Genomic DNA, 26,591 nt, shown 5'->3' with positions numbered 1-26,591 from the left:
CCGCCGCAGCGCCTCGGCATCGACCTCGCGTTCCACGCGAATGCGGCGCCCGCGGCCCAGGACGATCTCGATCAGTCCGATGCGCTGCGCTGGTTATGCTATCGGCGTGGTCTGTCTTGGGACGGGCGTGATCTCGACCGGCATGAGGGCGGGACCGACGTCACCCAGTCGGCCTTCACGAACCAGACGGCGCCAGGTGAAAACCACGCTGGGCGCGAGACCATGGCGGCGGGCCACTTCGGTCACCGTCACGCCCGGATGCAGCGTCTCCTCTACGATCTGGAGTTTGTCCTGGAGTCTCCAGCGCCGCCGGCGCTCTGTGCCGAGAACTTCGATCTTCATCGACCTGCTGACCTTAAAGCGAGCCTTAAGGTCAGAACGTGACGCGCAAACAGTGCTCTCACAAGAGGGCGCACGCCGAGTGCATACGTACCTCTCGCATCGCCTGCTGGCCGACGAAGAGGCCGTCGTCGAAGCGTGTGGTAGCGCCTGGAACGCGCTCACGGCAGAGACCGGACGCGTCCAATCCTTGTGCACTTACCCCTACATCAAACAAATCGCTTCATAAGCGCACTGGTATTAAAGGCTGGTGAGCAATTTTATTGCTCGATCTAAGTGTTTCACCTAACAGAGGTTTGGAGCTGGCTGCTGCCGCGGATGTGGGCCGTTTAACGATCCAGGAGTCCTGCCATGGATGCCTGTTCCTACGCCACCGATCTCAACGATGCCGAGTGGGCACTGCTCGAGCCCCTTGTCCCCCGCAGCCATCCCGCGGGACGGCGGCAGACCTATCCCTTGCGGCGCATCGTCGATGCGGTCTTCTATCTGGTACGCACCGGAGCGCAGTGGCGGCTGCTGCCGCACGAGTATCCCCCGCGTGGTGCCGTCTTTTACCGCTATGCCCAGCGGCGTGACGATGGCACCTGGGAGCAGGTGACCCAGGTTCTGCGGGAGAGCTATCGGCGTACGCTCGGCCGTCATCGCCAGCCGACAGCAGCGATCATCGACAGCCAATCGGTCAAGACCACTGAGATGGGCGGACCGCGTGGCTATGATGGCGGCAAGAAGGTGAAGGGCCGCAAGCGCCATCTGCTCGTTGATCCGCAAGGCAATCTGCTGAAGAACAGCGTGCATCCCGCCGACCTTCACGATCGCGCCGGAGCCGAACTCTTGTTGGAGGGTCTGCAGCATCTCTTCCCCGCCATCGAGCGGATGTGGGCCGACACGGATTACCGCGGATTGAAGGATTGGCTCTGCAAAGCACTAGGTTGGAGATTAGCCATGCCGCAGCATTGGTGGAGCGGCGGCACCTGGATGCGGGCTGACGCAGAGCCGCCGATGCGGCCGAGCGGCTTTCAGGTCCTCGCGCGACGGTGGGTGGTGCTCCCCCGTACAATCTTGCCAGTCTCGGCTTCGAGTGGTCAGCCGTGGTCGCTCGCGAGTCTCTGCCCAGGCCCCTCCGAAACACCGGCTCCTTGGCCCAGTTGAGGCAGCATCCACCACCCGCTTCCAGGACCGGCACCGGCACCGGCGGAGATGCCCGTGGTCAAGTCGACGCAACAGCCAATCGTGGTGGCGCAGATCTCCTTCGAGAGCACGAGGCTCAGCCCGCGGTGCTTGGCCGAGACATACGCCCAGATCGTCCCCATCACCCGCAAGGTCATCAGGGCTGGCGCCAGAGCCGCGCCAGAGGCCATCCCGCGGCCGGCCGCAAAGAGGAGGGCTGAGCATGGCTGAATGTCGGGCTGCCTTCTACGCACGGGTTTCCAGCGAGGCTCAGGCCCGTGACAAGACCATTGCCAGCCCAGTCGCCGCCCTACGCGAGCGGATTGCGGCCGATGGCGTCACAATGCTCCCGGAGGCCGCCTCCATTGACGAGGGCCACAGCGGATCCTCTCTGGTGCGTCCGGCCTTGGAGCGTCTGCGCGATGCAGCGTTCGCCGGAGACATCGACCGTGTCTACGTCCTCGCACCCGACCGGCTCGCCAGGCGTCATGCGCACCAGGCCCTGCTGATGGAGGAGTTCCGGCGCGCCGGCGTTGAGGTCGTCTTCCTCAACCGGCCCATTGGCGCCAGTCCTGAGGACGACCTCCTGCTCCAGATCCAAGGCGTCATTGCCGAGTACGAGCGTGCCCAGATCCTGGAGCGGGGACGACGGGGACGGCGCCATGCCGCGCGGATGGGTTCAGTCAGCGCTCTCGCAGGCGCGCCTTACGGGTATCGCTACATCACCCGCGAGCGAGGAGGTGGGGTTGCTCGGCTCGAGATCGTGCCCGAGGAGGCGCGCCTTGTCCGCCTGATCTTTGCCTGGATTGGGCTCGACCGCCTCAGCCTGCGCGAGGTCTGTCGCAGACTCCAGCAGGCTGGATGCCGAACCCGTTCGGGCACGACACGGTGGTGGGCCTCCACCCTTCATGGCATGGTCGAGAATCCCGCCTACACCGGCACAGCCATGGATGGCCGCTTTCACGCGGTCGAGCCAAAGCCGCGGCTGCGTCCGATCCGCAATCACCCGCCTCATTCCTCACGCCCGACCACACGCGTGCCGGTCCCCAGCGAAGATTGGGTGGCGGTGCCGGTGCCAGCCCTTGTCGATCCCGCAGTCGCCGAGGCCGCCAGAGCTCAGCTTGAGGAGAACCGACGGCGCAAGCGGGAGCAGAGCCGAGGGCCCGGGTGGCTGCTCCAGGGGCTGGTTGTGTGTCGGCGTTGTGGCTATGCCTATTACGGCAAAGCCACACCTGGGCTTGCCGAGTGCCATCGCCCCGGCGCCTTCGGTTACGGCGCCTATCGCTGCATCGGCAGTGATGGACACCGGTTCGACGGACAGGCGGGGTGCACCAACCGCCCGGTGCGCAGTGATCGTCTTGAGCGCGTCGTGTGGGCCCAGATCGAGGCGGTTCTCAACGATCCGCAGCGGATCGCTCACGAGTACCAGCGCCGCCTCACGGACCTCGCCTCAGCGAGTCAGCCCGATGCCGACGTCGGGGAGGTTGAGCGCCGCATTGGCGCCCTGCGGCGCGGGGTCGGGCGGCTGATCGACGGGTATGCTGACGGCGTGATTGACCGTGTGGAGTTTGAGCCGCGGGTCGCCGACCTGAGGGCCTGCATCACCCAGTTGGAGGAGCATCGCAATGCCCTGGCGGCGGCCAGTGAGGCCAGACGCGACCTGACCCTGGTGATCGGTCGCTTAGAGGACTTCTCGATGACAGTCCGTGAGAACCTCGTCCTGCTCGAGTGGTCTGCCAGACGCGACATCATCCGGCTGATGGTCCGCCGCATCGAGATTGATGAAGGCCAGGTCGAGATTGTGTTCCGCATTCCGCCTCCGCCATCAGGAGACCCAGGCGGAGATCGAAAGCTCAAATCCAAGCACCATTGTACAGGGGAGCGTCGAGCGGACCATCGCCTGGTTGACCACCAATCGGCGGCTCGCCAAGGATTATGAGCGGCTCGTCGAGACTGGCGAGATGCTGCTCTATCTTGCCATGAGCCGCATCCTTCTGCGCCGCCTTACCCGAAAAGAAAGATAATTGCTCACCAGCCTCTTAATCGGTAGGTCCGCCAAGCCGACGCTGAAATACTGCAAGTTGTCCAAGCGGTGTACTGAATTCGGCCAGCGGCGCGTACCATTCGTCAAACTGCTGTTGCATTGGGTTGATCGGCTCAAAATACGCGTCCCGGTAAATCAATACGAGCTGGGGCCGGTTCTCGGGCCTCGTATAATAGTCGCCAGCGGCAGCGATTCCTCTCTGCGGAACATTTGGCGTCAACGGAAACGCAGTTGGCATGCTAAGGCGCAATGGGGTAGCAAGGGCTAGCCCTGGCAGGCGGCCAATAACCGCAATAGTTTGGCTGTGCCCCAGTAGTGGACCAACCCTACCGCGTACCACACGCAAGAGAGCGGCGTCATCTGGATGAGCTTCAATTCCAGCGAAAAAGCCTTCCTGCAGGCGCTCTCTTAGTTGTAGGGGCGGGGGCTGTAGTTCACCGTAGTAGACATAAAGCGAAGTTGATAAAACCGCGGCAATAGCGACAGGCGCTGGCAAAACCCCGACTAGGCTACAGGATTTCACTGACGGACGAGCAACAAGAGACAGCGCGGCCGCGGGGACTGCGCCGATGCAGAAATTGAAAATCGAGTTGAAGGCGGTCATGGAGGTCGCGAGCGCCGCTGCAATTGAAGTAGCATATACAAGTGCTACCACGCGCTCATTCCGACTTGCACCAGGCCACAAACCCGTAAGAAGCCCAATTCCGGTAAGCGCCGCTAGCGTGATTGCATCATGAGAGCGAACAAAAAGAGCAGGAGTAGTGAAGAACAAGCTCCCGATAATGGCGACCGACGCAATCTGCGCAAAGGCGCCTAGATGTCGCCTAAAGATACCAATTGTAACAGCGAAGAGACACAAAATTGCAAACGCCGCGTCGTTCCTGAGTATATCGAATGCAAGTGTCAGCTTCCGGCCCATACCTCCGACGTCGGCGACGGCTGAAAGATAAATTATGCTGTCATATAGGCGTGTAACGGACAGAGATGTTGCGACAATGCCCCATCCAATGCATACCGCCGCTGCGACCAACAACGCATAACGCCATGGCTGGGGGAAGATTCTATCACGATAGAGCAGCCCAAGGAGGCACAGGAAGCCCATTGGAGCAATCATGGTAGGGTAAGCCACGGTGGCGAGAGCCCATGCACAAGCGGAGGCAATAAGCCACTGCAGTTGTGCACGTGGCTGACCAGCCGCGAGAGCTGCGCATCCGAACGAAGCCATAGCAATTGTTAAAGCCTGTTGGCCTAGCGTATTGTACGACGGTGCCGGCAATCCAAATGGGATAAAAGCGAGTATTAGCAAGCCTCCAGCCCACGCGTAGAGGCGATGCCCGATGCGTCGCATGAAGACAATCCAAACTGCAGCTGATGCTACAGCGCCTATTAAAAAAAGAGCACGCAGAAAGAGCAACAGTCCGTCGCTTGATCCCTTAACGGCGACATATATCAGCGCTGCTGGGTAAACTATCAGCGCTGCTGTTTGATGTAGTGTCAAAAAGGCACTTGTTGCAATTCCACCTTTGAGCCAATCATCAAGGAAAATCGCATAATACGCTTCGTCCGTTAGATCGACTCCTTTTGTAAGTCTCGTGCCGATTAAGCCGATAAAGATTATGAGCACCGTAGTACCGAGCAGGTCCACACTACTGTTTCGGGCGTTCACGTTCATTCCTGTAGATGGGTGCTAGGTGCGTTGGGGGATATTCGTATAGCTTCTCATTTCACGAAAACCCATATGGCAATCCGGCTGAAGTGGCAACAAAGCCTTGTGGATCAGAGTTTTGAATTCGCCTCGCTGATCTCCACCCGAGGGGAGAACCGTCTTTAGGTAGACTGCGGGCGAGCGGGCACGCCAACCACGGTCACTCCAGCGGGAACATCCCGAACGACAACTGCGCCCATTCCGATGACAGCTCCCTTTCCGATGCGAAGCCGCCTCCCTGGCGCCCCATTTCTAATGATTGCACCTGATCCGACGAATACGTCGTCTTCAATATGAACCCAGCCGTTACAGGACACCCTAGGGGAAAACGTGACGCAATCTCCGATAATGCAGTCATGAGAGACCTGCGAGAATGTGTTTCCCTGAAAGTGACGGCCTATACGTGAGGAATTATTTACAACCGTGTAGTCACACAATACCGAGCCCTCGCCAATCTCCGCGGATGGTGAGATTATGGCAGTGTCCGAAACGATCGTCGCTAGAGGTTGATGCGAGAACCGATATGACAGCGTTCTCCGCGCGACAGAGCTACCTATCGCAAAACAGATCCTATCTGTTGCCCTCAGCGAGTCAGGCTGAATAACGGGAATACCGAGGACAGGACCTGATGGCTCGTCAGCCACAAACAAGACCTCAGCGGTCTTTGATATTGAGCTGCATCTTGCCCGAACTATGTCGGCGAGTTCACGGCCCATCCCGCCGCATCCAAAAATAGCTAGTCTCATTTTGCTGCGCTCGGGTAACGACCTGGGTCCGCCTAACCGAATACTAGTAGTTATTGCGAAGCCTAGACCTGATAGTATTCTTCATTTCTAGGGAAAAAACAACAAAAGTCGCTGCAGTCACCCGAGTGGTTGCCCAGCGACCAGGTTTGGGTTATTGGAGCAATAAGCATAATGAGGGCAGTATGTCGACATTTATCGGGGCGCTATCAAAGATAGAAGCTGTCGAGCACGGGGGTGTTGCGGAGGACAATGCTGCGTATTCCCCGCCGCCGATGCTCGTGCCTGTCCTACCATCCCTAGCAGTGATCAGTCCGTATTTGGAGCAGATCGACCACTGCAACATCTATTCCAACAATGGACCATTGAACCGCGCTTTCTGTAATGAGTTGGCGAAGTATATCGGGGGTCGCATTTCAGAGCCCGGATCGGTTGTGGCCACTACTGTCTCCAACGGAACGGCGGCAATTGAACTTGCATTACGCGCGAGAGCTCGCCAGAATTCCCAGTTCATAATGCTGCCCGCCTACACTTTTATTGCTACGGCCCATGCAGTCAGCAATGTAGGTTATAAACCTCTTTTCATAGATGTTGACCCAGAGTTGCTGACGGTAACACCCGATATCGCACGTGCTGCAATATCCGAGAAGGGCGAGCCAGCTGCTCTTGTCGTTGTAAGTCCTTTTGGCGGTCCAGTGGACATTCGTGCGTGGGAAATATTCGAGGCTGAAACAGGCATACCAATTATCTTTGACCTAGCTGCGGGGATAACTTCAATCCGCAGCGTCTCCAAACAGCCCATATGCATCAGCCTCCATGCTACAAAGACGATCGGGGTCGGCGAAGGCGGCGCAGTAATTTCCACCGATGCCGATTTGATTGCCAGGATTCAGCAGATCGCGTCATTTGGGTTCAAAGCCGATACCAGGGTCTCAGAGATTCGCGGTGGCAACTATCGATTGTCTGAATATGCAGCTGCAATCGGGTTAGCATCCCTGAAGACTGCCCCGCAGAAACTATCGACGCTTTTTGAGAAAGCACGCATTTATCGGCGCGAATTGCATAAAGTTGTGGGCTTTCAGCCTGGCTTTGGTGACGAATGGGTTGCAATGACAATGAACGTCATCCTACATCCTGATCGTGTTGAGCGCACTATCAGTGCCCTAGAGCAACATAGAATTCCTTGGCGGCGCTGGTGGTCTAGCGGCTGCCACACCCATCCTGCCTTCGCCCAGGCCGAGCGCGCAACCCTTACTGCAACCGACGTTGTTGCATACAGGACTATCGCGCTGCCTTTTCATGTTAAAATGTCGGATGAACAAATCGCACGCGTTAGCGAGATAGTTAGGGTTTCGCAGGAATACCCGTCATGACACCGCTCGTTAGTTTTATAGTTTTGTCGTACAACTATGCCCATTTTATCGGCAAGACTATTGAGAGTATTCTCTCTCAGACTATTGATAACTTCGAAGTTATCATCATAGACGACAATTCACGCGATAACTCTCTGGATATTATTAGGGCTTACCACGATAGGCGTATTAGATTAATCGTCAATGAGACTAATCTGGGTGGAGCGGGGTCTTTCAACAAAGCGCTTATGCATAGCCGTGGAGATTTCATTGCTAACGTTGATGCCGATGATTGGATCGAGCCCGCGAAAACTGAGAAGCAACTCGGTCTAGCTTACAATCGTTCAGCTGATATTGTTGGGACATGGGTCAACTGGGTTGACCCCTCTGGTCAGCCACATCCGAACCGTCTAGCATTAGAGGCGCTCTCAAATCGCGACGTTGATTATAATGTTCCTGAGACCTGGGTTGTACAAAACAGCCTTTGCCGATCCTCGACGCTGGTCAGGCGATCATTCCACGAGAGTCATGGACTCATGGATCCTGAACTTATCAGGGCGCCGGATTTTGAGCTCTGGTTACGGGCAGTAAGCGCCGGCCAGCGGATTGAAATCATCAAAGAAAAGCTGACGAATTATAGATTGCACTCGGGTGGGGTGACCTTCGCTGATCCCGTTGGAACCTACTTGGAAATTGCCTTTATCTTTAAGAGACATATGATTCCGCTTGTGGATAGCCTGTCGGATCAGAAATCCAAAGGCTCGATTTTTAACTGGTTTATGCTTGCCCCGCAGGCTCTAGAACTCACTCAGAGGCAACGTTACCGCGTGTTCGGCTATTTAGCTGGGTGCGTCGGGTTTGATTCCTATCGTGATTTTCGCGAATGGGTTCTACTGGAAGGTTCCGCTTCTGAGCACAGAGCAGCAGAAGAAGTTGGCAGGAATATTGTCTCTGTCCTGCGCTACGGACCTGCTCTTGGGAGCCTAAGTGAACTCAAAGACTACTTGCCCAAAGTTGTTGCAGCCCGCGAGTGGTGGCATCAAAACAGCGATAGATGGGAAGCGGCATTCCACGAAGTTCAACAAGAGCGGGATGCATTAGCGACCCAACTGCGTCACGCCCAGGCCAAGCTGCAGACGTCAATTATGTCGACTGATGGCGTGAACGACCGCGCATTGAAAACGCGTTTCCAAGCTCTCCTCCGCCGACTTCAGTAGTTTACGTGCCAATTGATGTTCAATTGCAGATACTAAGGGACTTCATTCGTGAAACACGTATTGGCACTTCTACCATTCCCAGTAAAAAGTTTTCTTCCTCTATCTGCACTCCGGTCGCTGAAAGAACGTGGATTTAAGGTGCATGTAGCTGTCCAGACGATGGACGCCCATCCTTATGTCAGCGATCTACTCGAGGATTTCATCCAAGCGAACTCTATTTTGGACCTGTCAGAGCAGAACTACTCCGAGTACAATGATGTTATCAGAGACTACATCGACAAGCATGGTATTCAAGTTATTGTCCAGATGGGCGCGGCACTGATCTACCCTATCCTGCCTGACCTGAAGATTAGGCGGCCGGGTCTCCGGGTTGTCGATATGTTGTTCAACCCATATGGGCACGTTTGGGATCATTTTTTATTTGAAAATTCGATTGATGCAGTTGTCGTAGAATCGAAATTTATGGCAGGGATAGTTCAGAAGTCGACGCTTATTCATGGCAGAGATATTCGAATTGTAAGGAGCGGAACTCGAATTGAGCCAATTCATACGGCACTAGCCAATCCGGAAACCCGCCCTCTTACCGTAGGCTATGCAGGTCGCCTCAGCGAGGAGAAGGCTCCTCTTGAGTTTGTCAGAATCGCTAAAGAGGCCTCCCGAAAGACTGCCGCGCACTTCAAGGTTTACGGTAGTGGACCTATGGAGTCGGAGGTTAGGACCGCTATTGAGCAAGCGAATCTAGGTGAAAGGCTCACCTTCGAAGGCTTTTTGCCGGCTGCGGAAGCATTGTCATTCATAGATATCCTTGTAGTACCTTCGAGGTTTGATGGCAGGCCGGCCGCAATTATGGAAGCAAATGCTCTTGGAGTACTTACAATCGCGGCGGGTGTGGGCGGGATCCCAGAAATGATCCACGAGGGGGTCAATGGATTTTGTATCCAGCCTTGGAGCGTGGCTTCAGCTGTCGATAAAATATGCTTTCTCGCAGAGAACATGAACATACTCACCGAAATGAAAGCTAAAGCGAAGACGTTTGCGCAGTCGGAGTTTAGCTACGAGCGGATGCTCACGGACTATACCGAGGCATTCAATGGAAGGTGAGGAAACCCAATTAGCTGTTTGATAGCGGAACGTTGTTTCCCGGACCGCCCTGGCCGTCCCAATCGACCCGCCTGCTCTCTTGAGACTACGGACGTATGGACTGAGCGCTTCGGGTTAGCCACCGAGACGATCCGCTAACGGCGCAAGCGCCGCTTGCCAGCCTAAAGGCAGCGAACGCGATTGAGACATAGCGTAACACTGGTACGCCCCATATAGGACTGCAATCCAAGCACAACTGCCACGCTTTCGCTAGAAATGTCGCGACTATGAGTCCCTATCTCTAGGAGAGGCAGCAACTCCTGGGCGAACATAGCCGGCCCTGAAGTTCAACGCCTTATGGGAGCCAGGTCGGCTCATTAACAAAAAGGACTTATTCCACTGGTTGAACCCAAAGTCCTACTTCATTCCTGATGGAAAGTAGCTAATCTGCATCTCCCTTAAAAGGGCTTCGGGGTAAAACATGAAGATTGCTGTCGGGGCAGCCTGGATCGCCGGGCTTGTCATCCCTCTTGGCGTGGCTTTTGGGCAGGCAGTTGCCCAAAGTCAATACCGAGTAAATGGTGTCCCTCTGGGAGGCAACGTTGTCGGCGCTCCCTTCTATACTCGCCTCACTTGTGAGCCCAGCAGCCAATATCCCTCCTACCAGTGGTGTTCAGGGCGGATCGATGAACCCAAGCAGGGCGTCACGATCAGCGCATCGGTTCTTCATTCCGCTGACGGCACTGCTGCCTACTTGTCGCGCTTCGTCTCCCCTGCCCCATTCGGCCCTGCTGATCTTGAAAAGGAAGTTCAGCGACTTTCCACGGTGTACGGGCAGCAGGGACGGATCACTCGGCAAGGCAATGCTGCACTTGTCACTTGGGGGCCTGTCCGCCTAACTCCCCTCGCTCCGCAGAATATGCAGGAACTCGCCGCCGGGCGGCCGTCCGGCCAGAAGGGGTTCATGATCGACTTCGTCGGGAACTTCAGGAAGTCAGCGGAGCAAGGCCTCCCGGTGTTCAAACTCAGCGGCGAAGGGGTCGCGATGTCGGTCAACTTCGACCGAAACGGCAATCTGCGCATGGCGACAGCCAATTCGCTCCTTGAGATTGAGGAAGGTCGGCCTGTCGCACAGGCACCTTCGCCGCATATCGCAACTTCGGCTCCAGAAACGAATAATTCTCTATTCGACTCGCTGGATCCGGAAGTTCCGGTGAGCCGCAAGTCAATGAAACCCCAGGACATCCCCTTACTCGCCGACCGGGTTCCATCTGCGCCGAAGCCGGACGCACAGTCGACTAGAGCGACCCAAAGTGCTCCCCTGGCTTCAACAACATCCGACGGGCGGTCTGTTCAGATCGTGGTCGCCCAAGGTATTGGCTCAGATGTTGAAAGCGCCGCCAAGAATGCTGCGGAAAACGCACTCAAACAAGTCGTCGGAACATTTATCGACGCTGAGCAGCAGATCAAGAAACGCACTGAGATTTCCGAGGGGATCCGCGCTGAGACCAAGACTGTCCAGTCGAGCATGCGAGAATACTCGCAAGGTACAATTCAGTCCTTTGAGGTGATTGGGTCGTCAAGCGAGGGCTCGCTCGTGCGAGTTGATGCGAAGGTCGGAGTCAGGGTCGATGACTTCAAAGCCTACATCAAGAAGTATGCGCAGGGCGAACAGACGGTTGGGAGTGCCCTCTTCCCAGAGATGGCCACCGAATTGAATAAGCAGGAGACATTGGAAGCCCTGATATTCGACAAGATCGAGGGCTCTATCAACAAAGGCGAAGTCCAGGACATCATCGTCGGAGCCCCGCAGCGATATACATCCAGCACAATCGCTGATCGTGAGGATCTGCGCCGTACTATCGAGCGGTTCGAACTGAACCCGGCAGCGATGGTGGCAATCCCAGTGACTGTCTCTCTTCGAAGAGATTTTCAGCAGAACCTGATTAAGTCATTGGAGGCAACAGCGATCGACCGGATCAGCGTGGAAAGCGCCGCAGCCGCTAACTTTGCTTCCAACTGTCTCATGAAACGCCCATTCGAGTATTCAGTCGGCGTTGCAAGAAATCGACAATCGCTAACGGCTACTTATAGTCAAAACCGCTCATCTGGTGAACTCTTTAATGTTTATGGCTTCCCCAAAGTGAACGTGCCTAAGGTAACACAATGGGCGGCTGCTCTGAGAGATAAAGCGCCGGATCTTCAGCTAAGCTTCCTGGATCGGGAAGGTAATCCACTGAAAGAGTTTCTTTACACGTTCTCTCCCAGTCCTAAACAAAAGCACTTCTATTACCCGCCTCCAGGAGGCACCAAGCCCTGGAGTTTAGTGCTTCGCGGCGACGGCAACTGCACTACTGTGATAGGGCAAAGTGACTTCCACCTCCTTGTCGAGCTCGATGTTGATACCATCCGCCAAGCCGCCAAGACGGTTGTAAAATTCGTTGAATAGAAAAGGAAAATCCCAATGAAGCGAACACTGCTCGCTGCACTCTCGATCCTTATGCCGCTAAGTGCCTACGCCGCTAGTTGCGCCGAATATCCGAGAATGGTCGGTGTTGACCCTGAAGCCCTCTTGAATGATCGGTTTATCGCAACGGCATCTGTACCGGTCAGTTTCGACGACGTGAGTGCCGTAAACGACGCACGTTCTGAGGCCACAATGGCCGCGAAAGCCCTTATCTCTGAAACCCTGTCCAGCTCCGTCAAAAGAGACGAAGTAGTTAGTCGCGCGGTCGAAGAAGCCTCCTCGATCCAAGGACAATCGAAAGAGGCCAAGCGCAAGGAACTCATCACTAGAATGACAACTTTGTCTTCCTCTACGGAAGCGATTTTGCGTGGCGCTGTGATCATTGGCCAATGCTACACCGGAGGCCGCGAATATCGCGTCACGGTTGGAATTAAGCCAGAAACGATTCAGGCTGCGGATAACATGGCTGCGAAGATGCAAGGCTCCGACCGCGGTTCGTCATCTCAAGGGAATAATACGAACTCGGGGCCTAAGGGTACTCTCAGTGGCGTTAAAGGGTTCAGCGACACCGAGGCACTTTCAAAGTTCTGATGATGTGGGTGAAGGGGAGCATATTACCTTGTGTCGTTGCGACTGGCGCACAAGCCGCCCCTTGCCCGCCTTTCGCTTTAGGGGTTGTGAAGGTTGAAGAGACCTATCATGCCACCGCTACGGCCGAAGCTCTGCAAGATTCACGAGATAGCATCGACCTTGCCACCGCCGAGGCTAGTTTAGCCTCGCGCATTGCGTTGCAGAGATCCAGGGATATCCCAAAGGCACCAGATGGTTCCTTGCAAGGGATCACCCAGTCAACATGCGCGATCGGCAGGAAAGTCTATGTTACCTCCACGCTTGACCCTGTCTCCGCTCAAAAAGTCAAAATGTTCAAGAACATGATGTCTCGATCTCTGCAGAATGCAGAGTGACGGGGCAGGAGTGGCGGATGATGACAAGCCAGCCGGGAGAGCGCCAAAGCAAATAACTCTGACGGCGCAACTCAGCACCCAATACGCTGCTTGATTGCGTCGTCCTGAGATCTGGAGCGGCAGACATTCTCGCAGGGGATTCCATCGCCATCAGCATCGGCTCGGCTGTAGCCGCCGCACCACATCTCGACTGCCTCTTGGCAACTGCTGGCAGCCTTGCAGATCTGGCGCTGAGCAACGATAAAATCCTTCACTCGCTCAACGCTCGGCTTGGACGAGTGGTCGGATAGACTGCCCGCCGCTCCTGCCTGTCCAACCATCATCATTGCGGCAACAGCCGCGATCAACCCCCGCTTCATCGTAGGCCCCCTAGCCTCGAGGAGCACGCCATCCGGCCGCCCTTGCTTCGTCCTCTGTACAGAGCCAGCGTTCGCCGCCGGCTTCATCGATTACCGTCCCGACATAGCTCTGGCGACTCAGGAGGTGATCAATCTTGCCCGAACCTGAGATGTTGCCTTTGATGGGAAGCTACCAATCGGTACCCGTCGACGCTTCAGTGTCTAGCCGCTTCCCCTTGCGCCAATCCCAAGGTTCAACAAACCTGCCAGCCCATAGGCCCCGCTTCGCTTTTCTGGCTTCGGTTTCGGCGGCAGAGTAGCGGCCATCAGAGTATCGTTTGTACTCCAGAGCCCAACCCTGCCTGACCAACTCGGCATTGATCTCACGGCCGTTCGCCTGACACACCGCGACGATCCGGCCATACTGATCTCGATCCTCCTCCTGGCATGTCACGCGACCGTTTCGGCCGATCATGGCCGCGAGAGCGTCTGCGGCGCTGGAGCCGCAGAGATATCGCTTGCCTCCGGCGTCCTCGCAGATCTGCTGACCTTCAGGGGTATCGACCCCGTAGAGGCGGATGCGCTCCGGCCGGCCGCAGATAGCCAGGGTATCGCCATCGACGACATCGGCTTGGCCTGAGATTGCAGGAGCAGCTGCTGCTGGAGAAACGAACAGGGGGAACGCAAGGGCGAGAAAGACAAGGGACTTCATGATGTCGGGAAACTGCATGACCAGTTGAGGGTCCGCAAGTGCGCCCCTTATCTTTGAGGTATGGCTGGAGCGATCGGGGCTGCAAATTGCTCCAGCCCCCTAGCCGGAACGTGGCGTTCCGAAGTCTCCGTTAAGTGCCTGCAGCCTGACCCTATTGGTTTCTCCCATAGGGAGAGCTCAGGCGGTGCAGATGGTCTGCCTCACCTCGCTCCCCACCTCAATCGGCACATTGATGAAAACAGCCAACTACAGCGGGCATCGTTTACTATGCCGTCGTCCAACGCTTGAGATGTGCAGCCTCTGACACTAGAGCGAGCCAGCGAGATTCACGTTAGAGGTAATATTGTGGAAGCTGAAGTTGTGAGCGAGGAACGGTCACTCGGGGGTCCCCTGCTGAAGCTCATACTGAATACCGTCCGGGCCCTGATCTTTGTTGCGGTCGCGACTTTGGTTCCGCTGCTTTTCTTCACTGCTTTCCCACCCAATACAATCTTACCAAGGGCAGATGATGCTCTGAGAGGGTGGTTGCATTGGTCTAAGGATACGTTCGATGTCAGCGGTGTGATGCTATGCTTGCTTATCGTAGGATCTGCGCTTTTTTTCGTGAGGCAGCGACTTCGCCTTCTTTTCGCGGCTCTAGAGATAATACTCGGCACATACGGGGCTACACTCGCTTCTACTGGATTGTACTTCAATCCCCAAACAATCAACGGCGACTTGGAGCGATACGCTACCTACGTAACATTGCTAGGCTCATTGTACGTGATTGTGCGCGGGTGGGATAACGTTGGTAAAGGTATCCAGGAACTGGACGATTCTAAATGGCTGGGTCGCACGCTTCGAAAGGTATGGATGTGGCTGTTCGGGAGGTTTTGAGAAGGGTCATGGCGCTCCCGATGCGGTAAGTAAACGTATCCTGTCGCGCCATCATCAAATGGCGACGAGCGCCAGCGTCGCGTCGAGGCGCCTAGGATGAGAGAACGGCACTATCCTGATTGGCCGCACGTCATTGGCTGCGGCCAATCAGGAGATCCTCACGTTTGTTCTAAAGCAGAACCAAGTGACAGAACCTGCTCTGGTGGCGTTTGATCCAATCAAGGATCTCGGGAGTTCTGCGGATCAAAAAGACAGGCTGACCATTCTCCTGGCGTCTCGTAGCCGCAGACAACAATCCCGTCGTAGCCTTTTGCCACCATATCTGCGGTAAGCTGGGTCGAGCCTTTGAGCCGCGCTGCTGAGCCGCTTTCTACAACCGTGGTGTGATATACGTCCCTGGCAAGGCTGAGCACCTCCTCGACGGGAAGATGCAGAGCATTCTTCAAGCGAATTTCCCTGACCATGACCTGCCCACCTACTTTAGCGTAGATCTCGGCAGCTTGCGGCCAATCTGTCCAGTACTCGCCACGGCCGTAATCTCCTGGGTCGGATACGAACAATGCATGATTCTGCTTTTGACCGATTCCACGGTACATCGTCATCCGGAATTCACCAGACTTCCCCAATTCTGGGCAGATATCCGGAGGTGGACCCTGCCATACAGTGATTTCTTCGGTGTCGGGGAGCTCGTCTACGATATAATCCCTAGAACTCATCGGTGTTTCGACCCTCTAATGCTCATCTGGTGCTGATGCCATCTGTTGGGCGCGGGAGCAATGCAGACGAGTTTGCGATCTAGGGGACTCGAGGCCTTCTCGGGTCGATGGACAGGTTTTCTGCAGAGTGCCGAAGCGTCACCGCGGACTCGAACACCACATGCCGCAGGCGAGCGTCATCGCGAATTGCGTCAGGAGCCTGCCGCGATCCAAGTGATGGTGAACCCTGCAGCAGGGGTTACAGAGCCACCTGTGACCTTCTTGGCCCTGACCAAAGCCCCATTCGCTGTGACGCCATAGACCTCGGTGCCGTAGAGAGTTGTGGTGCTGTCGTTGGTAGTGACCTGACAGGACACCCGAACGGACGCGCTTCGAAAGAGCCATCGGGAAGGCGATCGCAGCTGCACCATTCGCGTCCGTAACGACTGACCCTTCCTGCACAAGCCGGCCCAAGTTCCAGATGGTCTTGGCCGGATCGGTCGTGGCATTGCTCGCTGTGAGCGTCGTCCCGTTGTTGAAGCAGTTGTCGACGTAGTTGCGGCCGATCAGGGTGGCACTCGGCACCGTTCCTTCGTCGACATAAAGGAACTGATTGGTGAGAGCGCCTTCCATCGATATGTCGCTGAGATGGTATCGTCCGCCAGTCACCCGAACATGCCGCCCACCAGTCGGATTGGTCATGATGCAGGTATCGACTCGCAGGAACCCACCCGCACTGATTAGGTGCCCCATCTTGTCGGAGTTCGGGTAGGCGTTTGTATGGTTGCCGTTCTGCTCGAACCAGACATCCCGAATGAGGGCGCCAGCGGTGTGGAAGGGACCACCGTTGGGGCCAATCGTTGCTCCATTCTCAGTGCCGCCGGGACTGTCGACGGCAGCCAGTGCGCCGCCTCAATAATCGCGGCCGGCACCGCGTCCATGAGCTGCTGCTTCTGTGCGTTGCTGATCGAGGCCCGCTTATCCGCGGATGCGCTGCGCTCGATCGATGGCATAGCCATGGACAACGCCCACGGCGTTTCATCGCCACGGCGGGCCCGATCCAGGAGCTCGATAATCCGGAGCAGGTTGTGGTCTGCGGAATCCACAATGCTTACCACGACGTCAGACATCATTCGTCACCGCTTCTGGGTTTGTAGTGGGGCCGTGGAACAGGCCGGCGATTACGCTTGAACGGCGTTTCTCGGCCCGCTCCTCGATCTCTTCCGCCAAGCTGATGTTGTGGAGGACGTTCCAGAGGATTCGGGCGCGGGCGTGCATGTCGCTGTAGGCGTCCCGCGGCCAAGTGGCCCACTGCTCGTCCTCGGCAGCCCAATAGGCGACGATGCTCGCGAGGGCTTCCATGCCTGTGAAAATCAGGGAGCGTCGGCAGAGCGGCGGGAGAATTCTATCTGCTGTCAGGCAGGCCGAGATGATGGCAACCAGCAGACGGTCCCGTTGACGGTCGCTCGGCCTTGGACTGTTGCGCCGCCCAGAGCGCAACATCACCGAGTACATTGCGCTCGAGAGGGCCCACGCCAGGTGTTCGCCCCGTGCTGCCTGGTTGAGAAGGCCGAGGATGGATTCGATAGTGTAGCCGAAATCGATCTCTTCCCATGAGGGCGAATCGGGCGAGAAATCTTCGTCAGCGTAGTCCAGAAATAGTTCGGCCAGATCGGCTGCGCCTGGGTCCCTCACTAATCGGTATGGTGAGGTTTGGCGTTCTCAGTGTGCGAAAAAATATAGGCTAGTAGGGCTCCAATTCGCACATCTCGGAAGGGTCGGTGCGCTTCCCACTTCCCTCCCGAGGCGGGATACTCGGCAGCGTCCCTCCATCCGCGGCAGGAGCGGCAGAACATGATTGAACGCTTTCAGCGTATCGACGATCAGACGATGGGTTTGGTGGGGGAGTTCGCCCGTCAGTATCGGTGCTCCGATGAGGTCGCGCTGAAATATCTGCTCAAGATCGGGAAGTACCCTCAAGAGCCCGGTGAGGACGAGGAGGCCTATGTGGCGCGGCTCGATCGGCTTCCGGACCCGGACGTTGTGGTCTATTGGGGCTTTGCGGCCGCCAATGACCGGTGAGACCTAAGGGTCAAAAGTTCGGCACTGGCGAAAATTTGGAGAGACGTGTGGCGACGTCTCCGGGTCGCGCGCCGGACCGTGCCAGGGGGTGGACCCGGCTCCCGATCGAGCCAGGCCAGCAATGTAGTCACCACATGACTAGCCCATCCCCAACATCGAGCAATTCAAGATATCAGTTGCTTGAATTGCTGGCGGTCCGCGGCGGAAAGGCGGCGGTAGATCACAGCGAGCGCCTTCACCAATTCATCATCACCGGCCGATGCGTCACCTCGGAGATAGTCCTTTGAAACTGAGATGCGTGCTGCAATGCTCGGCTTCTTCCCGAAGCCGGCCAGAAATTCATTCAGTTTGCGGCGGAGTTCCTCAGCGAGTTCTGTCCCCTCCTCAACTTCGGTAAACCACTGCTGGAGGAGGCCTTCAGTAGTCCTTCCATCAAGTGGAAAGTCCTCCTTTTTCATTCCCCGCCGCTGGTAGGAATCGGCATCGAGGCCGGAATATCCAATGAACTTTGACGGCCCGAACTTCCACTCACCGTTCACCTTCGTAGCATACCAAGCCCGAGCAGAGCTCAGACGTTGCCCGTCGATATCGTGGGCGAGACGGGAAAAATGCTCGATGTTCTTTAGGACTTCATCTGCGGATGAGGCGAGAGTAGCTGTCACTGAATTTCTCCACGTCAAACATGAAGTACGCCAAATTCGTGTAGTTCGCCTAGTTCGCCTAGTTCGCGTAGTTCACGTAGTTCGCGTAGTTCGCGTAGTTCGCGTAGTTTTCGTTTAACCTACAACGTCCTGAACAGCAAGCTCTAACTCGGCGATTTCAGGCTAAGTTTGGCGAATACCCGGTTCAGTTTGGATACGCCTCACGGACACCATCTCTGAACTGGTTTATAAAATACCGATTGACTATTCTAAATGAACCATCATCGTGTGGACCATCCTAACTGAACTGATGGTGATTTGAGATGTTCGTCCGGGCTTACCTTCGTGCTTCCACCAATGAGCAGGACGCCACTCGTGCCCGGCAGCAACTCGAAGCTTTCGCTGCTGAGCACGGCCTGCACATTGCGTCCTACTACGTGGAGAACGAGAGCGGCGCGAAGCTGGCCCGGCCTGAGCTCTTCCGGCTCCTTTCGGACGCACGCCCTGGTGACATCCTCCTCATTGAACAGGTCGACCGCCTGTCGCGCCTTACCGCGGCTGATTGGGAGAAGCTGAAGGCAGAGCTGACTGCCCGTCACCTTCGTGTCGTGGCGCTGGATCTCCCCACCTCGTGGATGATGGCAAACACCAAGGCCGATGACTTCACGGCCCGCATGTTCGACGCCATCAACGGGATGATGCTCGACATGCTGGCTGCCGTGGCCCGCAAGGACTACGAGGACCGCCGTCGCCGTCAGGAGCAGGGCCAGGCGCGGGCAAAGGCCGAAGGGCTCTACAAGGGCCGGAAAGAGGACACAGCTCGCAATGCTGGCATTGCTGCGATGCTCAAGGCAGGTTCTTCGTGGTCGCAGATCCAGGCCGCTACGGGATGCAGCCGCGCCACCATCGCGAGGATTGCCAAACGGTTGGATCCTGCGGCCGCAGCCCCTATCTCGATGTGAGACCGAACTATCCTAATCCAAGCTCTCAGCGAGAGCTTTTTCGACCCGCTCCTCAGTCCAAGGTTGTCCGCTATAATGTCTAACGCCTTCCTCTTCGAGGAGCCGCGCGATGGTCTTACACCTGTTAGGACTTTCAGGAACTTTGGCAGCTTTTTCTATCAGCCGGTCGATCTTACTCAGCCGTTGAATTGTCTTTTTAACGTTGGCCGCAGTCCACTGCTTGGCGTTCGGCGTTTTTATCCCAAGTTCATTGAGGGTAGTGGCGATATGTGCGTAGCGCCCTGAAACGTCAGGGAGATTGGTCATTATTTCCCGTAAGCTGCTGGCAGCCGTTCGGTAAATGACAGATCTCTCATGCAAATTGAGATCCTTGTGATGCCTAAAATGTTCGACAGGATTGAAGGGTTGGCCATCTATATCAACCGGGTCAGGTGTTAAGTCGATCGTTCTAATCGGCCTACCATCTCGATAGCTGAATCCATCAAACCGGTTGGCAATATACTGATGTCGCCGCGGATGCCCTGGACCACGAGCCTTCCGGAACTCGATGTAAACGAGCGTCGCTTCGTTATCGATGCAGGTCTGGATTGCCTTGTCGAGGACCTCTCGGACGTATTCCGTGCCCCGATCATTGCGCGTTTCAAGAAAGGTGAACTCCTTAATCAGATCTCCATCTTCCTTGGAGACCCAATCCATAATTCTCTTCCGTTGATACCGAATTGTCTTGCTTTGCTTCTCGGCCTCTTCCGCATCTGACGAGAGATGCGTGAATCCGGCCCATTGAATAGGAAAGGTCCAGTAGAAGCCTACATACTTTTCCCTCACGAGGCCGTCCTTCCATGAGCAGCCCCGGCCGGGACAATTCCAGGAGCTCGGTGCCAGTCGACAGAAAGTGGGTTACGTTCGCGCCATCTTAAACGGAGGTTCCCAGATGCCGAAGCTACCACTTCCTTTCGATCACGATCATACACCAGCCTCTACAAAAGCGCCCCTCGCCGACACGCCTCCCGTCAGCGATCTACACAGAAATGTCGCTGATCGTGAACAAGCCACCACCTCAAATAGCTATGAGGATCGTCGCAGGCGGTTCACTTGGGAGCCCGGCGACCTCGTGATCATGAGTAGCAGAGATGATTAATACCGGACTTCTCCTGATCAGCACGATTGGCGATCATTAACCACACTAGGCAGATTATGCGACACCTTATTGCGAAAGGAAGATGAATGGGAACTGTGCTCTGGTTCCTTTGGTTTCTCATATCCCGCAAGGTCACGTACCTGACCATCTTCGGGCTTTGGGCCTTTTCGGGCTTGTTCTGTCTGGTTGGAGCCCCTGGCTGGCCCACCCCTCCTGACATCTGGGTCCTTTATTGGCTGCTTGGTACGTTCGCCATGATCCCGGCTCTTATCTGGTACACGCGCTACAACATCGCCGTTTTTGTCCGGATGACCGCACGAGGATCGCGCCAGGCGGCTGGGTTTATCGAAACAGAGTGGAGAAAAGGCTGATCTGCGGCCTCATTGGCTCCCAGCCGACGTGAGGCTGCGCTAGACGCGGCAGTGCCTTTGCAGAACCCATCCTCATCTGCGCTTCTCAAACTTCATACATTTTCACCGGGGGAAACTATGAAATGCATTCATTTGATTTGCCGGCGTGACGGGGACAACCGTCTAAACGGTCTCACCCGCGATCCACTCCGTCCTACCATCTATCATTCGTCCTGCTGGACGATCTCAAAGAAAGACGCCGACGCACTCGTTGGAGGCTGGATCTATCTACATCCAGCAAAGCCAAAGCCCTCTGAGATGGGAGGGCGAATTGTCGAGGTCCGACCCATGAAGCGGGAGGGCAACGCGATTGAGGATGGCTTCGTGTTTGTATTCGAAGCCCGAAAGGAAGGCCGAAACCAGAAGTGGCGTGGAGCAAATCACACGATGGCTTGGACCAGCGGCGCTATCGATCCGACGCTTTCACATGAAGCTTGAGATTCGTTCAACCCTTGAGACAAATCCAACGAGTAGAAAGGAATACCAAGCATGTGGATCTGCTACAATGATGCTTTTGTTTCTGCCGTTCAGCATCGGGATGACCCGAGCCGCCTTTGTGTCCGAGCAAGAAAGAAGGAGCACCTGCAACGACTCTTCCCAGCCGCTGAGATCATGGAGATACCGAGCCGTGACTATGCCTGCCGTGTTCTTGTGAGCAAGCAAGAGTTTGCCGAGTTGGTGACGCGACGGATCAACGAAATCGACTACCCGAACTTCAAGGATAGCGTCCGAGACGATGGCCTGCACGATCTCTACGCTGACTTCTGGGAACTGCATTGGGCCTATCAACAGCACTCTAACCAGCTGTGATTCTCACCCCCTTGTGGCACTAGCATCGAGAGAGTGTGCTCCGTGCTCTCCGGCAACCCCACGAGAGTAGGTGAATTTTTACGTACAACGCGGAGCGGCAGGCACCCTTTGCACCTGTCGCTCTCAACGGTTCGGAGGTTCTCATGAACAAGATTGCTGATTTCCGCTTGAGGAATGAAAGAGATATCCTTCACATTAGCGAAGCAGCGGGTTGGCTCGTCCGGCCAATCCTTAAAATGCTTCAGCAGTATCATCAGGCAGAATGTCCTGAACCACTTCGCGCCCACTAGCGGACAGTCATGCGCTGGGTGGCTCGTGACCTTGAGAACTTCGTAATTCCCATGGTTTCTGCCGCCGCTCAAGATCGAGCCATTCAAATGGGCCTCCCTGATTTACGGCAGTTCCGCTGGAATGATCAGAAAAGTCGAATGAGCGATCCAAATCGCGAGATATTTCACTGGGAGCACTATACTCCTGTTAGCAACATCGTTGCCGGCTTGATCAAAATTACGACGCCAGATCTAGAGTCAATCGCGGAGGTTCTGAGGACAGCAAGGGTGGCTTGGATTCTCAAAGAGGAAAATGCCAGGTTAAGCCATCGGTCCCGTAAGGATCCGGCAGCCGACTACGCACGAGCAGGCATCACGCTTCTTTGCTGAAGGAACTGCGTCTCTTCACTGAAGAGCCTAAACTGTGGAGGCACTCCAACTGATGGCCGATTTTCGAAGCCGGTACTAGATTATAACAGGCCAGTGGCCGCTTTTCAGTTTGGTAGAGCTTGAAAGGTTCCCATACATCACTGGTCGGCCTGTGCTGATCGATGAGACTGATTTGTTGACCTACATCGAGAGCAGGAAGCTGGCGGCCACAAAGCGTGAGCCGGATCCTGAACCCGGCACGCCGCAGTACCATCGTATGATCAATGAGGAAGGCTACAGGCTCGCCCGCAAGATGTGGATAAAGCGGAGACTGAAAGCGGTAGCCGCCGGTTCAATCAAATAGGCCGTTCTCGCCTTCCTCATCGATGTCCCCGCTTGCCTCACGCTTCAGACGGTCAATAGCGGTCTGGAGTTCCTCCGCTGACATCTCGTGGGGCTGTTTTCTATCACCGTTCTCATCTTTCTCGAATAGGCCAGCAATGCGCACCACGGTCGTTGCCGCTGTCGCTCTCGCAGGAGCTGGTGCGTCAGGGTTAAGAAATACTTGCCTTAAGGCCTCCACAGCCTCACCCGCAGCTAGACGAGCTTTACGACGTGCTTCGGCCGCGGCTTCAGAGGGGGTCTTTTTGGGTTGGCTACTCATCCGAAAATATCTCCTTGGTCGGTTACAGGATCGGCCGCAGCAGGTCGCTGGAGCCGCTCTAGCTTTCGCTTGAGCTCGTCTATCGCCGCGGCCAGGAACTGGCTCTCAGCGGCAGGCTGGTTCTCGGCCGTGGCGAATAGGTTTTGCGTGTCCTTGTTCTGTTTGCGCCTGGCGCGGTCCGCGGCTCGTGGGCCGGGTGGACCGGGTTTGTGGGTCTGCCTGTGCTCCTCGTAGCGCTGGCGCTCCTTCGGCGTCATGGCCGCCAGGCGCTTGGCCCTCTCGCGGGCTTGGCGCTCGCGGTCCCGGAGCTTGCGGCTCATCTTCTCGACGGCGTTCGGGCTGGACTTCGACGGCCATTGAGGAAGGCCATAGCGCTTCCCGCGTGGACTCTTGCCTCCATGCCAAGCGCAGCGGCCATTTTCCATTGCCAGCTGCTTACAGGGCTCGCCGGTGCCCTTGGCGGTCGCTCCGCACTTCGGCAGGTTTGGACGTTTGGCATTCCAAGCCTTGATAGCCGCTCGTGCGATAGTCCGGAACTGCGTCGACCGCTGCCAGCCTGCCTGGTGCGTGTTCCTCCGGCCTGTGCTCATCGGAGCACCATCCCAGCCAAGCGGCTATGAGGTATCGCGCTTGGGCCCGCTCTACCTTCATCCTGTGAGACGGCCCGTTCGCTCCCTTGCTGGGGTAAGTGGGGCTTGCGCGCACATAGACAGCGAGAAACAGACGGAAAAGGGGATAAGGGAGGTAGAATTAAGAGAGAGAGATCGAAAGGTAATATACCTCTGCGCACGCAAGCCCCATTTACCCCAAAATCCAAGCAGGCCATGGTCATGCCTTACCCCCTGAAGACGCCGAGCCGGACTCTCCAGACAAATTGTCCTCAGCCATCAGAGCCTTTCGCGCTTGCCCGGACTGAATAAGAGACTCCTGTTTGCGCTTGCGCTCGATGCGCTCACGTGCGCAGCGCTCCTCGAAGCGCGTATGGATGCGAGGATTGACCCGCCACACACTCGGGCCCTTGGCGTCTCGCTCAAGCACGTCAACCCAACCGGCCACCTCTAGCTCGTACATCGCATCTTGCAGTGCCCTGCCCTTCTCTGGCCCTTTAAGGCTGCCGCGGGCCTGATAGATGTCACGGCGCTTCAGCTCCTTCAGTTCGGGAGTGACCAGTAGGTAGCCCGCAACTCCGCGCGCTTCATCGGCCGTGGCGCTCGCCCCGAAGCACCGCTCGTAAAACGTCAGGCTGTGGCGCAACACGAAGCGCGCGAAGCTCACCGCCTTCCTTGCGGTGCTTTCGTCAACTTCCAAGGTTGGCACGACCCCGCCAAAGAGGCTCCACTGATCGAGCGCATGAAAGATCAGTGTGAGGCGGGGAAGGAACTTGCCCCACTTCTCGACATGGCCCTTCCATGCTCCCGATGCGCCTGGCACGTGCCGAAGCTTCGATATGGCTTCACCGGCCTCGTGCATAACCCTGTGCGCTGCGGCGCTGAGGCGGATAGGATCCGCTAAGCCATACTCGGCCGTTGCGAGCCCCCGCACAGCGCTCGCGTAGTCGCTGAGGGCGCCATGATCTGGCGCCTCATCGATGCCGCGGCGGTCTACTCCATCATCCATGACGAACAGGAAGCGCTGAAGCATTCCGTCGCTTCCAAGATCGCGCGTGAGACCCATGATCTTATCCGGTTGAGTACCCGCAACGATCCCCATGAGCGCCCGATCAGCTCTGATAGATCCGGCCCCAACCCGGTCGACCATGATCCCGCCACCGTCGAACATCCGGAGGAGCTGGCTTCGATCTCCGTCGGCGCCCTTCTTGTATGCTCCCATTGCTGCGAAGAGCCCTACGAGCTCGTCAGGGGCTCGCAGGATTCCGCGTGGATTGTCGGCATGGATCCTAACCTGCCGCTCCATCGTCACGTCATCAACGACGCTCCGGCGAACCTTCGGCTCTGGCCCTAGATCGCGTGCGTCCTTCCCTTTCTTCTTTTGGGCTGCATGCCAGGCCTGATGCCGCGCGTTGTCGACCATCCATCGCTCATCATCCAGCCGGCGCAGCGGCTCGACTGCGGCGCTGATCGTTGGCGACTTGGCGCTTCCCGGATCGGCAATCAGCGCGGCCCAGAGCGCAGCCGGCTCTGTCCAGCCGTCATCATGCAGGCGCGGCCAGATTCTCAATGAGCTCCCGATGGCTGCCCCTACAACCGTAATCGCCGCGACCGCGGCAAAGGAACGGGGCACTCCCTTGCGCCTGGCTTCAGTACTGGACCAGCGGTCGATGATGTCAGGAAGGGAATTTGCCGGCGGCTCTGCGAGCTCTGCAGGATCGCTGTCGCCGAAGATATCGACAGGCTCAGGCCACAACACAGTGGCATTGACATTGTCAATACCCTCCTCAGGGAACAGCGGGTCATATTCGACCGGCTCCTGCCACCACTGCTCGGCCCGATTGAAGACGCCGCCTGAGTGCTGATCGGCGAGTTTGTACAGAAATCCGGCGCCTACTGAATGCGGCGCGTAGAACGTGCGCCAGTAGTGATCGGCCATCTCCGGCGTGTAGTCCGGCCATTTGCCGTACCACTCGTGCCAAAGCTCTTCGCCAAGGTCGGGGTCGTCGATGGTTGCGGCATGGATGGCCTGCCCAACCCTCACCATGTCGTCGTAGGTGGGGAACAGCTCCGGCGCGTTGGGCAGAGCCATCACGGCCTTGCGCACAAGTTCAGGATCGCCCTTAAGGCTTTCCTGGTCGACCTTCGCGCGGTCGACGGAAGAACTGCCCGCGGCCTTCGAGGCGGCCGGCAACAGGCCAACCATTTCGTTCATGAAGGCCGTTAGCTGCCCCGGCGTCACCTTCGTCAGCTCCGTCTTCGGAGGCAGCGACCGGCGCCACTCGTAGGGCCGCCCGGTTTTTTGGTGGAGGCCGTCAATGACAATTTGCTTTGGTCCGCAGAGGATCTCTATCTTTTCGTTGGCTCCGCTTGGCCCCTTGAACACGACAGCCTGCGAACCGAGCTCGCCGCCGAGGGCGTAGAGCAACACGCGCTTAGGCCATAATCCGACGCGCAGCGGCGAACGTCCGAAGTGCTTCAGCGCGATACGCTCCGCGATATCGGCGGCCTGCTCATCGGTGGCGTCAATGTCGATAGCAATAAGGCCGTCGAGGCGGAGACCAACGCTGGCCTTCATGGCGGCCCAGGATATCAGGTCTTCCTCGGTCGCGGTCTGCGTCTGCCACTCTCTGAGGCCGGTCCATCGGCCATCCCGGAGAACTCCGGGGCTCTTGCCGCGGCTATCCAGCCCGCGTTCGAGTTTCTTAGCGGCTTGGCAGTTGGGCCAGAGTTCAACACCTGGCGGGAGGACAGGCAGCAAAGACAGGTAGCCAAGGCTCCGATAGAACTGAAACCGGTTCGCTTCGGCCTTTGATAAGGCAGAGCCGAGCCCGGCTTTCATATTCTGTAAGTCACCGGTCCTAATAGGGTCGACAAGCTGCGAAGGTACTACATTTAGTTGCGCATTCGCGTTGGAACGCATAGGATTTGAGAAGTT

The 26,591-nt window shown here is 56.8% G+C and carries 28 protein-coding genes and 1 pseudogene; 16 read left to right on the top strand and 13 right to left on the bottom strand.

The annotated features are described in order from the left end of the window. Positions 1-93 precede the first annotated feature (93 nt). The gene (gene tnpA, locus DDF70_RS39195) at positions 94-342 is read right to left on the bottom strand and encodes an IS66-like element accessory protein TnpA (protein WP_114944826.1); all 249 of its coding nucleotides are present in this window, start codon (positions 340-342) and stop codon (positions 94-96) included. Positions 343-690: 348 nt separating this feature from the next. Between tnpA and DDF70_RS10545 the strand changes: the two genes are divergently transcribed. The 4 genes and pseudogenes from DDF70_RS10545 to DDF70_RS10530 all read left to right on the top strand — a co-directional run. Then, complete coding sequence (locus DDF70_RS10545) at positions 691-1,488, top strand: IS5 family transposase (RefSeq protein WP_245435436.1); 798 nt, start codon at positions 691-693, stop codon at positions 1,486-1,488. A gap of 54 nt (positions 1,489-1,542) precedes the next feature. Then, entirely contained in the window at positions 1,543-1,737 is a 195-nt protein-coding gene (locus tag DDF70_RS10540; protein WP_114944825.1) for a hypothetical protein, read from the top strand. Then, positions 1,730-3,445 (top strand): recombinase family protein, encoded by a 1,716-nt coding sequence (locus DDF70_RS10535; RefSeq protein WP_114944824.1) that lies wholly within the window; start codon positions 1,730-1,732, stop codon positions 3,443-3,445. Before DDF70_RS10540 ends, DDF70_RS10535 begins: the two co-directional genes overlap by 8 nt. Next, a pseudogene (locus DDF70_RS10530) lies at positions 3,390-3,530 on the top strand (IS5/IS1182 family transposase); the annotation flags it as partial. The gene DDF70_RS10535 and the pseudogene DDF70_RS10530, both read left to right, overlap by 56 nt. Positions 3,531-3,545: 15 nt before the next feature. Here DDF70_RS10530 and DDF70_RS10525 read toward each other — a convergent pair. Together DDF70_RS10525 and DDF70_RS39190 are read right to left on the bottom strand one after the other, a co-directional pair. Next, complete coding sequence (locus DDF70_RS10525) at positions 3,546-5,195, bottom strand: hypothetical protein (RefSeq protein WP_205772415.1); 1,650 nt, start codon at positions 5,193-5,195, stop codon at positions 3,546-3,548. 182 nt (positions 5,196-5,377) lie between these two features. Continuing rightward, positions 5,378-6,001 (bottom strand): NeuD/PglB/VioB family sugar acetyltransferase, encoded by a 624-nt coding sequence (locus DDF70_RS39190; protein ID WP_114944822.1) that lies wholly within the window; start codon positions 5,999-6,001, stop codon positions 5,378-5,380. 182 nt (positions 6,002-6,183) lie between these two features. On the opposite strand from DDF70_RS39190, the gene DDF70_RS10515 reads away from it, so the two are divergent. From DDF70_RS10515 to DDF70_RS10495, 5 genes are all read left to right on the top strand, one after another. Beyond that, on the top strand, positions 6,184-7,371 hold the full coding sequence (locus DDF70_RS10515; protein WP_114944821.1) for a DegT/DnrJ/EryC1/StrS family aminotransferase: 1,188 nt from the start codon (positions 6,184-6,186) through the stop codon (positions 7,369-7,371). Continuing rightward, complete coding sequence (locus tag DDF70_RS10510; protein WP_114944820.1) at positions 7,368-8,567, top strand: glycosyltransferase family 2 protein; 1,200 nt, start codon at positions 7,368-7,370, stop codon at positions 8,565-8,567. The genes DDF70_RS10515 and DDF70_RS10510 overlap by 4 nt, the downstream gene beginning before the upstream one ends. A 48-nt stretch (positions 8,568-8,615) precedes the next feature. After that, entirely contained in the window at positions 8,616-9,668 is a 1,053-nt protein-coding gene (locus tag DDF70_RS10505) for a glycosyltransferase (RefSeq protein ID WP_162820333.1), read from the top strand. 460 nt (positions 9,669-10,128) lie between these two features. Continuing rightward, complete coding sequence (locus DDF70_RS10500) at positions 10,129-12,096, top strand: hypothetical protein (protein WP_114944818.1); 1,968 nt, start codon at positions 10,129-10,131, stop codon at positions 12,094-12,096. A gap of 15 nt (positions 12,097-12,111) precedes the next feature. Then, the gene (locus DDF70_RS10495; protein WP_114944817.1) at positions 12,112-12,705 is read left to right on the top strand and encodes a hypothetical protein; all 594 of its coding nucleotides are present in this window, start codon (positions 12,112-12,114) and stop codon (positions 12,703-12,705) included. A 445-nt stretch (positions 12,706-13,150) separates the two neighbouring features. On the opposite strand, the gene DDF70_RS38725 is transcribed toward DDF70_RS10495, so the two are convergent. From DDF70_RS38725 to DDF70_RS10455, 5 genes are all read right to left on the bottom strand, one after another. Continuing rightward, complete coding sequence (locus tag DDF70_RS38725; protein WP_281024355.1) at positions 13,151-13,399, bottom strand: excalibur calcium-binding domain-containing protein; 249 nt, start codon at positions 13,397-13,399, stop codon at positions 13,151-13,153. 208 nt (positions 13,400-13,607) lie between these two features. After that, a complete protein-coding gene (locus DDF70_RS10480) occupies positions 13,608-14,147 on the bottom strand; it encodes a thermonuclease family protein (protein WP_245435435.1) in 540 nt (179 codons plus the stop codon). Positions 14,148-15,223: 1,076 nt separating this feature from the next. Then, positions 15,224-15,607 (bottom strand): hypothetical protein, encoded by a 384-nt coding sequence (locus DDF70_RS10470; RefSeq protein WP_162820332.1) that lies wholly within the window; start codon positions 15,605-15,607, stop codon positions 15,224-15,226. A 252-nt stretch (positions 15,608-15,859) separates the two neighbouring features. Continuing rightward, entirely contained in the window at positions 15,860-16,402 is a 543-nt protein-coding gene (locus tag DDF70_RS10465; RefSeq protein ID WP_162820331.1) for a hypothetical protein, read from the bottom strand. A 420-nt stretch (positions 16,403-16,822) separates the two neighbouring features. After that, the gene (locus tag DDF70_RS10455; RefSeq protein WP_114944811.1) at positions 16,823-17,395 is read right to left on the bottom strand and encodes a hypothetical protein; all 573 of its coding nucleotides are present in this window, start codon (positions 17,393-17,395) and stop codon (positions 16,823-16,825) included. Positions 17,396-17,554: 159 nt separating this feature from the next. Here DDF70_RS10455 and DDF70_RS10450 point away from each other — a divergent pair, with 159 nt between their 5' ends. Next, complete coding sequence (locus DDF70_RS10450) at positions 17,555-17,782, top strand: hypothetical protein (RefSeq protein WP_114944810.1); 228 nt, start codon at positions 17,555-17,557, stop codon at positions 17,780-17,782. A gap of 164 nt (positions 17,783-17,946) precedes the next feature. On the opposite strand, the gene DDF70_RS10445 is transcribed toward DDF70_RS10450, so the two are convergent. After that, entirely contained in the window at positions 17,947-18,444 is a 498-nt protein-coding gene (locus DDF70_RS10445; RefSeq protein ID WP_114944809.1) for a hypothetical protein, read from the bottom strand. A 302-nt stretch (positions 18,445-18,746) separates the two neighbouring features. On the opposite strand from DDF70_RS10445, the gene DDF70_RS10440 reads away from it, so the two are divergent. Continuing rightward, entirely contained in the window at positions 18,747-19,385 is a 639-nt protein-coding gene (locus DDF70_RS10440; RefSeq protein ID WP_114944808.1) for a recombinase family protein, read from the top strand. A gap of 12 nt (positions 19,386-19,397) precedes the next feature. On the opposite strand, the gene DDF70_RS10435 is transcribed toward DDF70_RS10440, so the two are convergent. Then, complete coding sequence (locus DDF70_RS10435; RefSeq protein WP_114944807.1) at positions 19,398-20,210, bottom strand: recombinase family protein; 813 nt, start codon at positions 20,208-20,210, stop codon at positions 19,398-19,400. A 399-nt stretch (positions 20,211-20,609) separates the two neighbouring features. Between DDF70_RS10435 and DDF70_RS10430 the strand changes: the two genes are divergently transcribed. From DDF70_RS10430 to DDF70_RS10410, 5 genes are all read left to right on the top strand, one after another. Continuing rightward, positions 20,610-20,894 (top strand): hypothetical protein, encoded by a 285-nt coding sequence (locus DDF70_RS10430; RefSeq protein ID WP_114944806.1) that lies wholly within the window; start codon positions 20,610-20,612, stop codon positions 20,892-20,894. Between the two features lie 528 nt (positions 20,895-21,422). Next, entirely contained in the window at positions 21,423-21,743 is a 321-nt protein-coding gene (locus DDF70_RS10420) for a hypothetical protein (RefSeq protein WP_114944804.1), read from the top strand. A gap of 143 nt (positions 21,744-21,886) precedes the next feature. Beyond that, a complete protein-coding gene (locus DDF70_RS36515; RefSeq protein WP_162820330.1) occupies positions 21,887-22,033 on the top strand; it encodes a hypothetical protein in 147 nt (48 codons plus the stop codon). Between the two features lie 9 nt (positions 22,034-22,042). After that, a complete protein-coding gene (locus DDF70_RS10415) occupies positions 22,043-22,402 on the top strand; it encodes a hypothetical protein (protein ID WP_114944803.1) in 360 nt (119 codons plus the stop codon). Positions 22,403-22,574: 172 nt separating this feature from the next. After that, entirely contained in the window at positions 22,575-22,745 is a 171-nt protein-coding gene (locus DDF70_RS10410) for a hypothetical protein (RefSeq protein WP_162820329.1), read from the top strand. On the opposite strand, the gene DDF70_RS10405 is transcribed toward DDF70_RS10410, so the two are convergent. From DDF70_RS10405 to DDF70_RS10395, 3 genes are all read right to left on the bottom strand, one after another. Beyond that, the gene (locus DDF70_RS10405) at positions 22,734-23,045 is read right to left on the bottom strand and encodes a hypothetical protein (protein ID WP_114944801.1); all 312 of its coding nucleotides are present in this window, start codon (positions 23,043-23,045) and stop codon (positions 22,734-22,736) included. The genes DDF70_RS10410 and DDF70_RS10405 overlap by 12 nt on opposite strands. Continuing rightward, a complete protein-coding gene (locus DDF70_RS10400) occupies positions 23,042-23,635 on the bottom strand; it encodes an HGGxSTG domain-containing protein (RefSeq protein ID WP_114944800.1) in 594 nt (197 codons plus the stop codon). Before DDF70_RS10400 ends, DDF70_RS10405 begins: the two co-directional genes overlap by 4 nt. A 238-nt stretch (positions 23,636-23,873) precedes the next feature. Next, complete coding sequence (locus tag DDF70_RS10395) at positions 23,874-26,495, bottom strand: DUF3987 domain-containing protein (protein ID WP_162820328.1); 2,622 nt, start codon at positions 26,493-26,495, stop codon at positions 23,874-23,876. Between the last annotated feature and the right edge of the window lie 96 nt (positions 26,496-26,591).

The sequence above is a fragment of the Microvirga calopogonii genome (assembly GCF_003347665.1).
Lineage (GTDB): Bacteria > Pseudomonadota > Alphaproteobacteria > Rhizobiales > Beijerinckiaceae > Microvirga > Microvirga calopogonii.
The sequence above is the reverse complement of the archived record's forward strand: the minus strand, read 5'-3'. Positions and strand labels throughout refer to the sequence as shown.

Bases quoted from the DNA above. Each gene is read 5' to 3' on its own strand.
- tnpA (WP_114944826.1), bottom strand. From the start codon at position 342: ATGAAGATCGAAGTTCTCGGCACAGAGCGCCGGCGGCGCTGGAGACTC.
- DDF70_RS10545 (WP_245435436.1), top strand. From the start codon at position 691: ATGGATGCCTGTTCCTACGCCACCGATCTCAACGATGCCGAGTGGGCA.
- DDF70_RS10535 (WP_114944824.1), top strand. From the start codon at position 1,730: ATGGCTGAATGTCGGGCTGCCTTCTACGCACGGGTTTCCAGCGAGGCT.
- DDF70_RS39190 (WP_114944822.1), bottom strand. From the start codon at position 6,001: ATGAGACTAGCTATTTTTGGATGCGGCGGGATGGGCCGTGAACTCGCC.
- DDF70_RS10515 (WP_114944821.1), top strand. From the start codon at position 6,184: ATGTCGACATTTATCGGGGCGCTATCAAAGATAGAAGCTGTCGAGCAC.
- DDF70_RS10510 (WP_114944820.1), top strand. From the start codon at position 7,368: ATGACACCGCTCGTTAGTTTTATAGTTTTGTCGTACAACTATGCCCAT.
- DDF70_RS10500 (WP_114944818.1), top strand. From the start codon at position 10,129: ATGAAGATTGCTGTCGGGGCAGCCTGGATCGCCGGGCTTGTCATCCCT.
- DDF70_RS10495 (WP_114944817.1), top strand. From the start codon at position 12,112: ATGAAGCGAACACTGCTCGCTGCACTCTCGATCCTTATGCCGCTAAGT.
- DDF70_RS38725 (WP_281024355.1), bottom strand. From the start codon at position 13,399: ATGGTTGGACAGGCAGGAGCGGCGGGCAGTCTATCCGACCACTCGTCC.
- DDF70_RS10480 (WP_245435435.1), bottom strand. From the start codon at position 14,147: ATGCAGTTTCCCGACATCATGAAGTCCCTTGTCTTTCTCGCCCTTGCG.
- DDF70_RS10470 (WP_162820332.1), bottom strand. From the start codon at position 15,607: ATGACGATGTACCGTGGAATCGGTCAAAAGCAGAATCATGCATTGTTC.
- DDF70_RS10465 (WP_162820331.1), bottom strand. From the start codon at position 16,402: ATGACCAATCCGACTGGTGGGCGGCATGTTCGGGTGACTGGCGGACGA.
- DDF70_RS10450 (WP_114944810.1), top strand. From the start codon at position 17,555: ATGATTGAACGCTTTCAGCGTATCGACGATCAGACGATGGGTTTGGTG.
- DDF70_RS10440 (WP_114944808.1), top strand. From the start codon at position 18,747: ATGTTCGTCCGGGCTTACCTTCGTGCTTCCACCAATGAGCAGGACGCC.
- DDF70_RS10430 (WP_114944806.1), top strand. From the start codon at position 20,610: ATGGGAACTGTGCTCTGGTTCCTTTGGTTTCTCATATCCCGCAAGGTC.
- DDF70_RS10420 (WP_114944804.1), top strand. From the start codon at position 21,423: ATGTGGATCTGCTACAATGATGCTTTTGTTTCTGCCGTTCAGCATCGG.
- DDF70_RS36515 (WP_162820330.1), top strand. From the start codon at position 21,887: ATGAACAAGATTGCTGATTTCCGCTTGAGGAATGAAAGAGATATCCTT.
- DDF70_RS10415 (WP_114944803.1), top strand. From the start codon at position 22,043: ATGCGCTGGGTGGCTCGTGACCTTGAGAACTTCGTAATTCCCATGGTT.
- DDF70_RS10405 (WP_114944801.1), bottom strand. From the start codon at position 23,045: ATGAGTAGCCAACCCAAAAAGACCCCCTCTGAAGCCGCGGCCGAAGCA.
- DDF70_RS10400 (WP_114944800.1), bottom strand. From the start codon at position 23,635: ATGAGCACAGGCCGGAGGAACACGCACCAGGCAGGCTGGCAGCGGTCG.
- DDF70_RS10395 (WP_162820328.1), bottom strand. From the start codon at position 26,495: ATGAAAGCCGGGCTCGGCTCTGCCTTATCAAAGGCCGAAGCGAACCGG.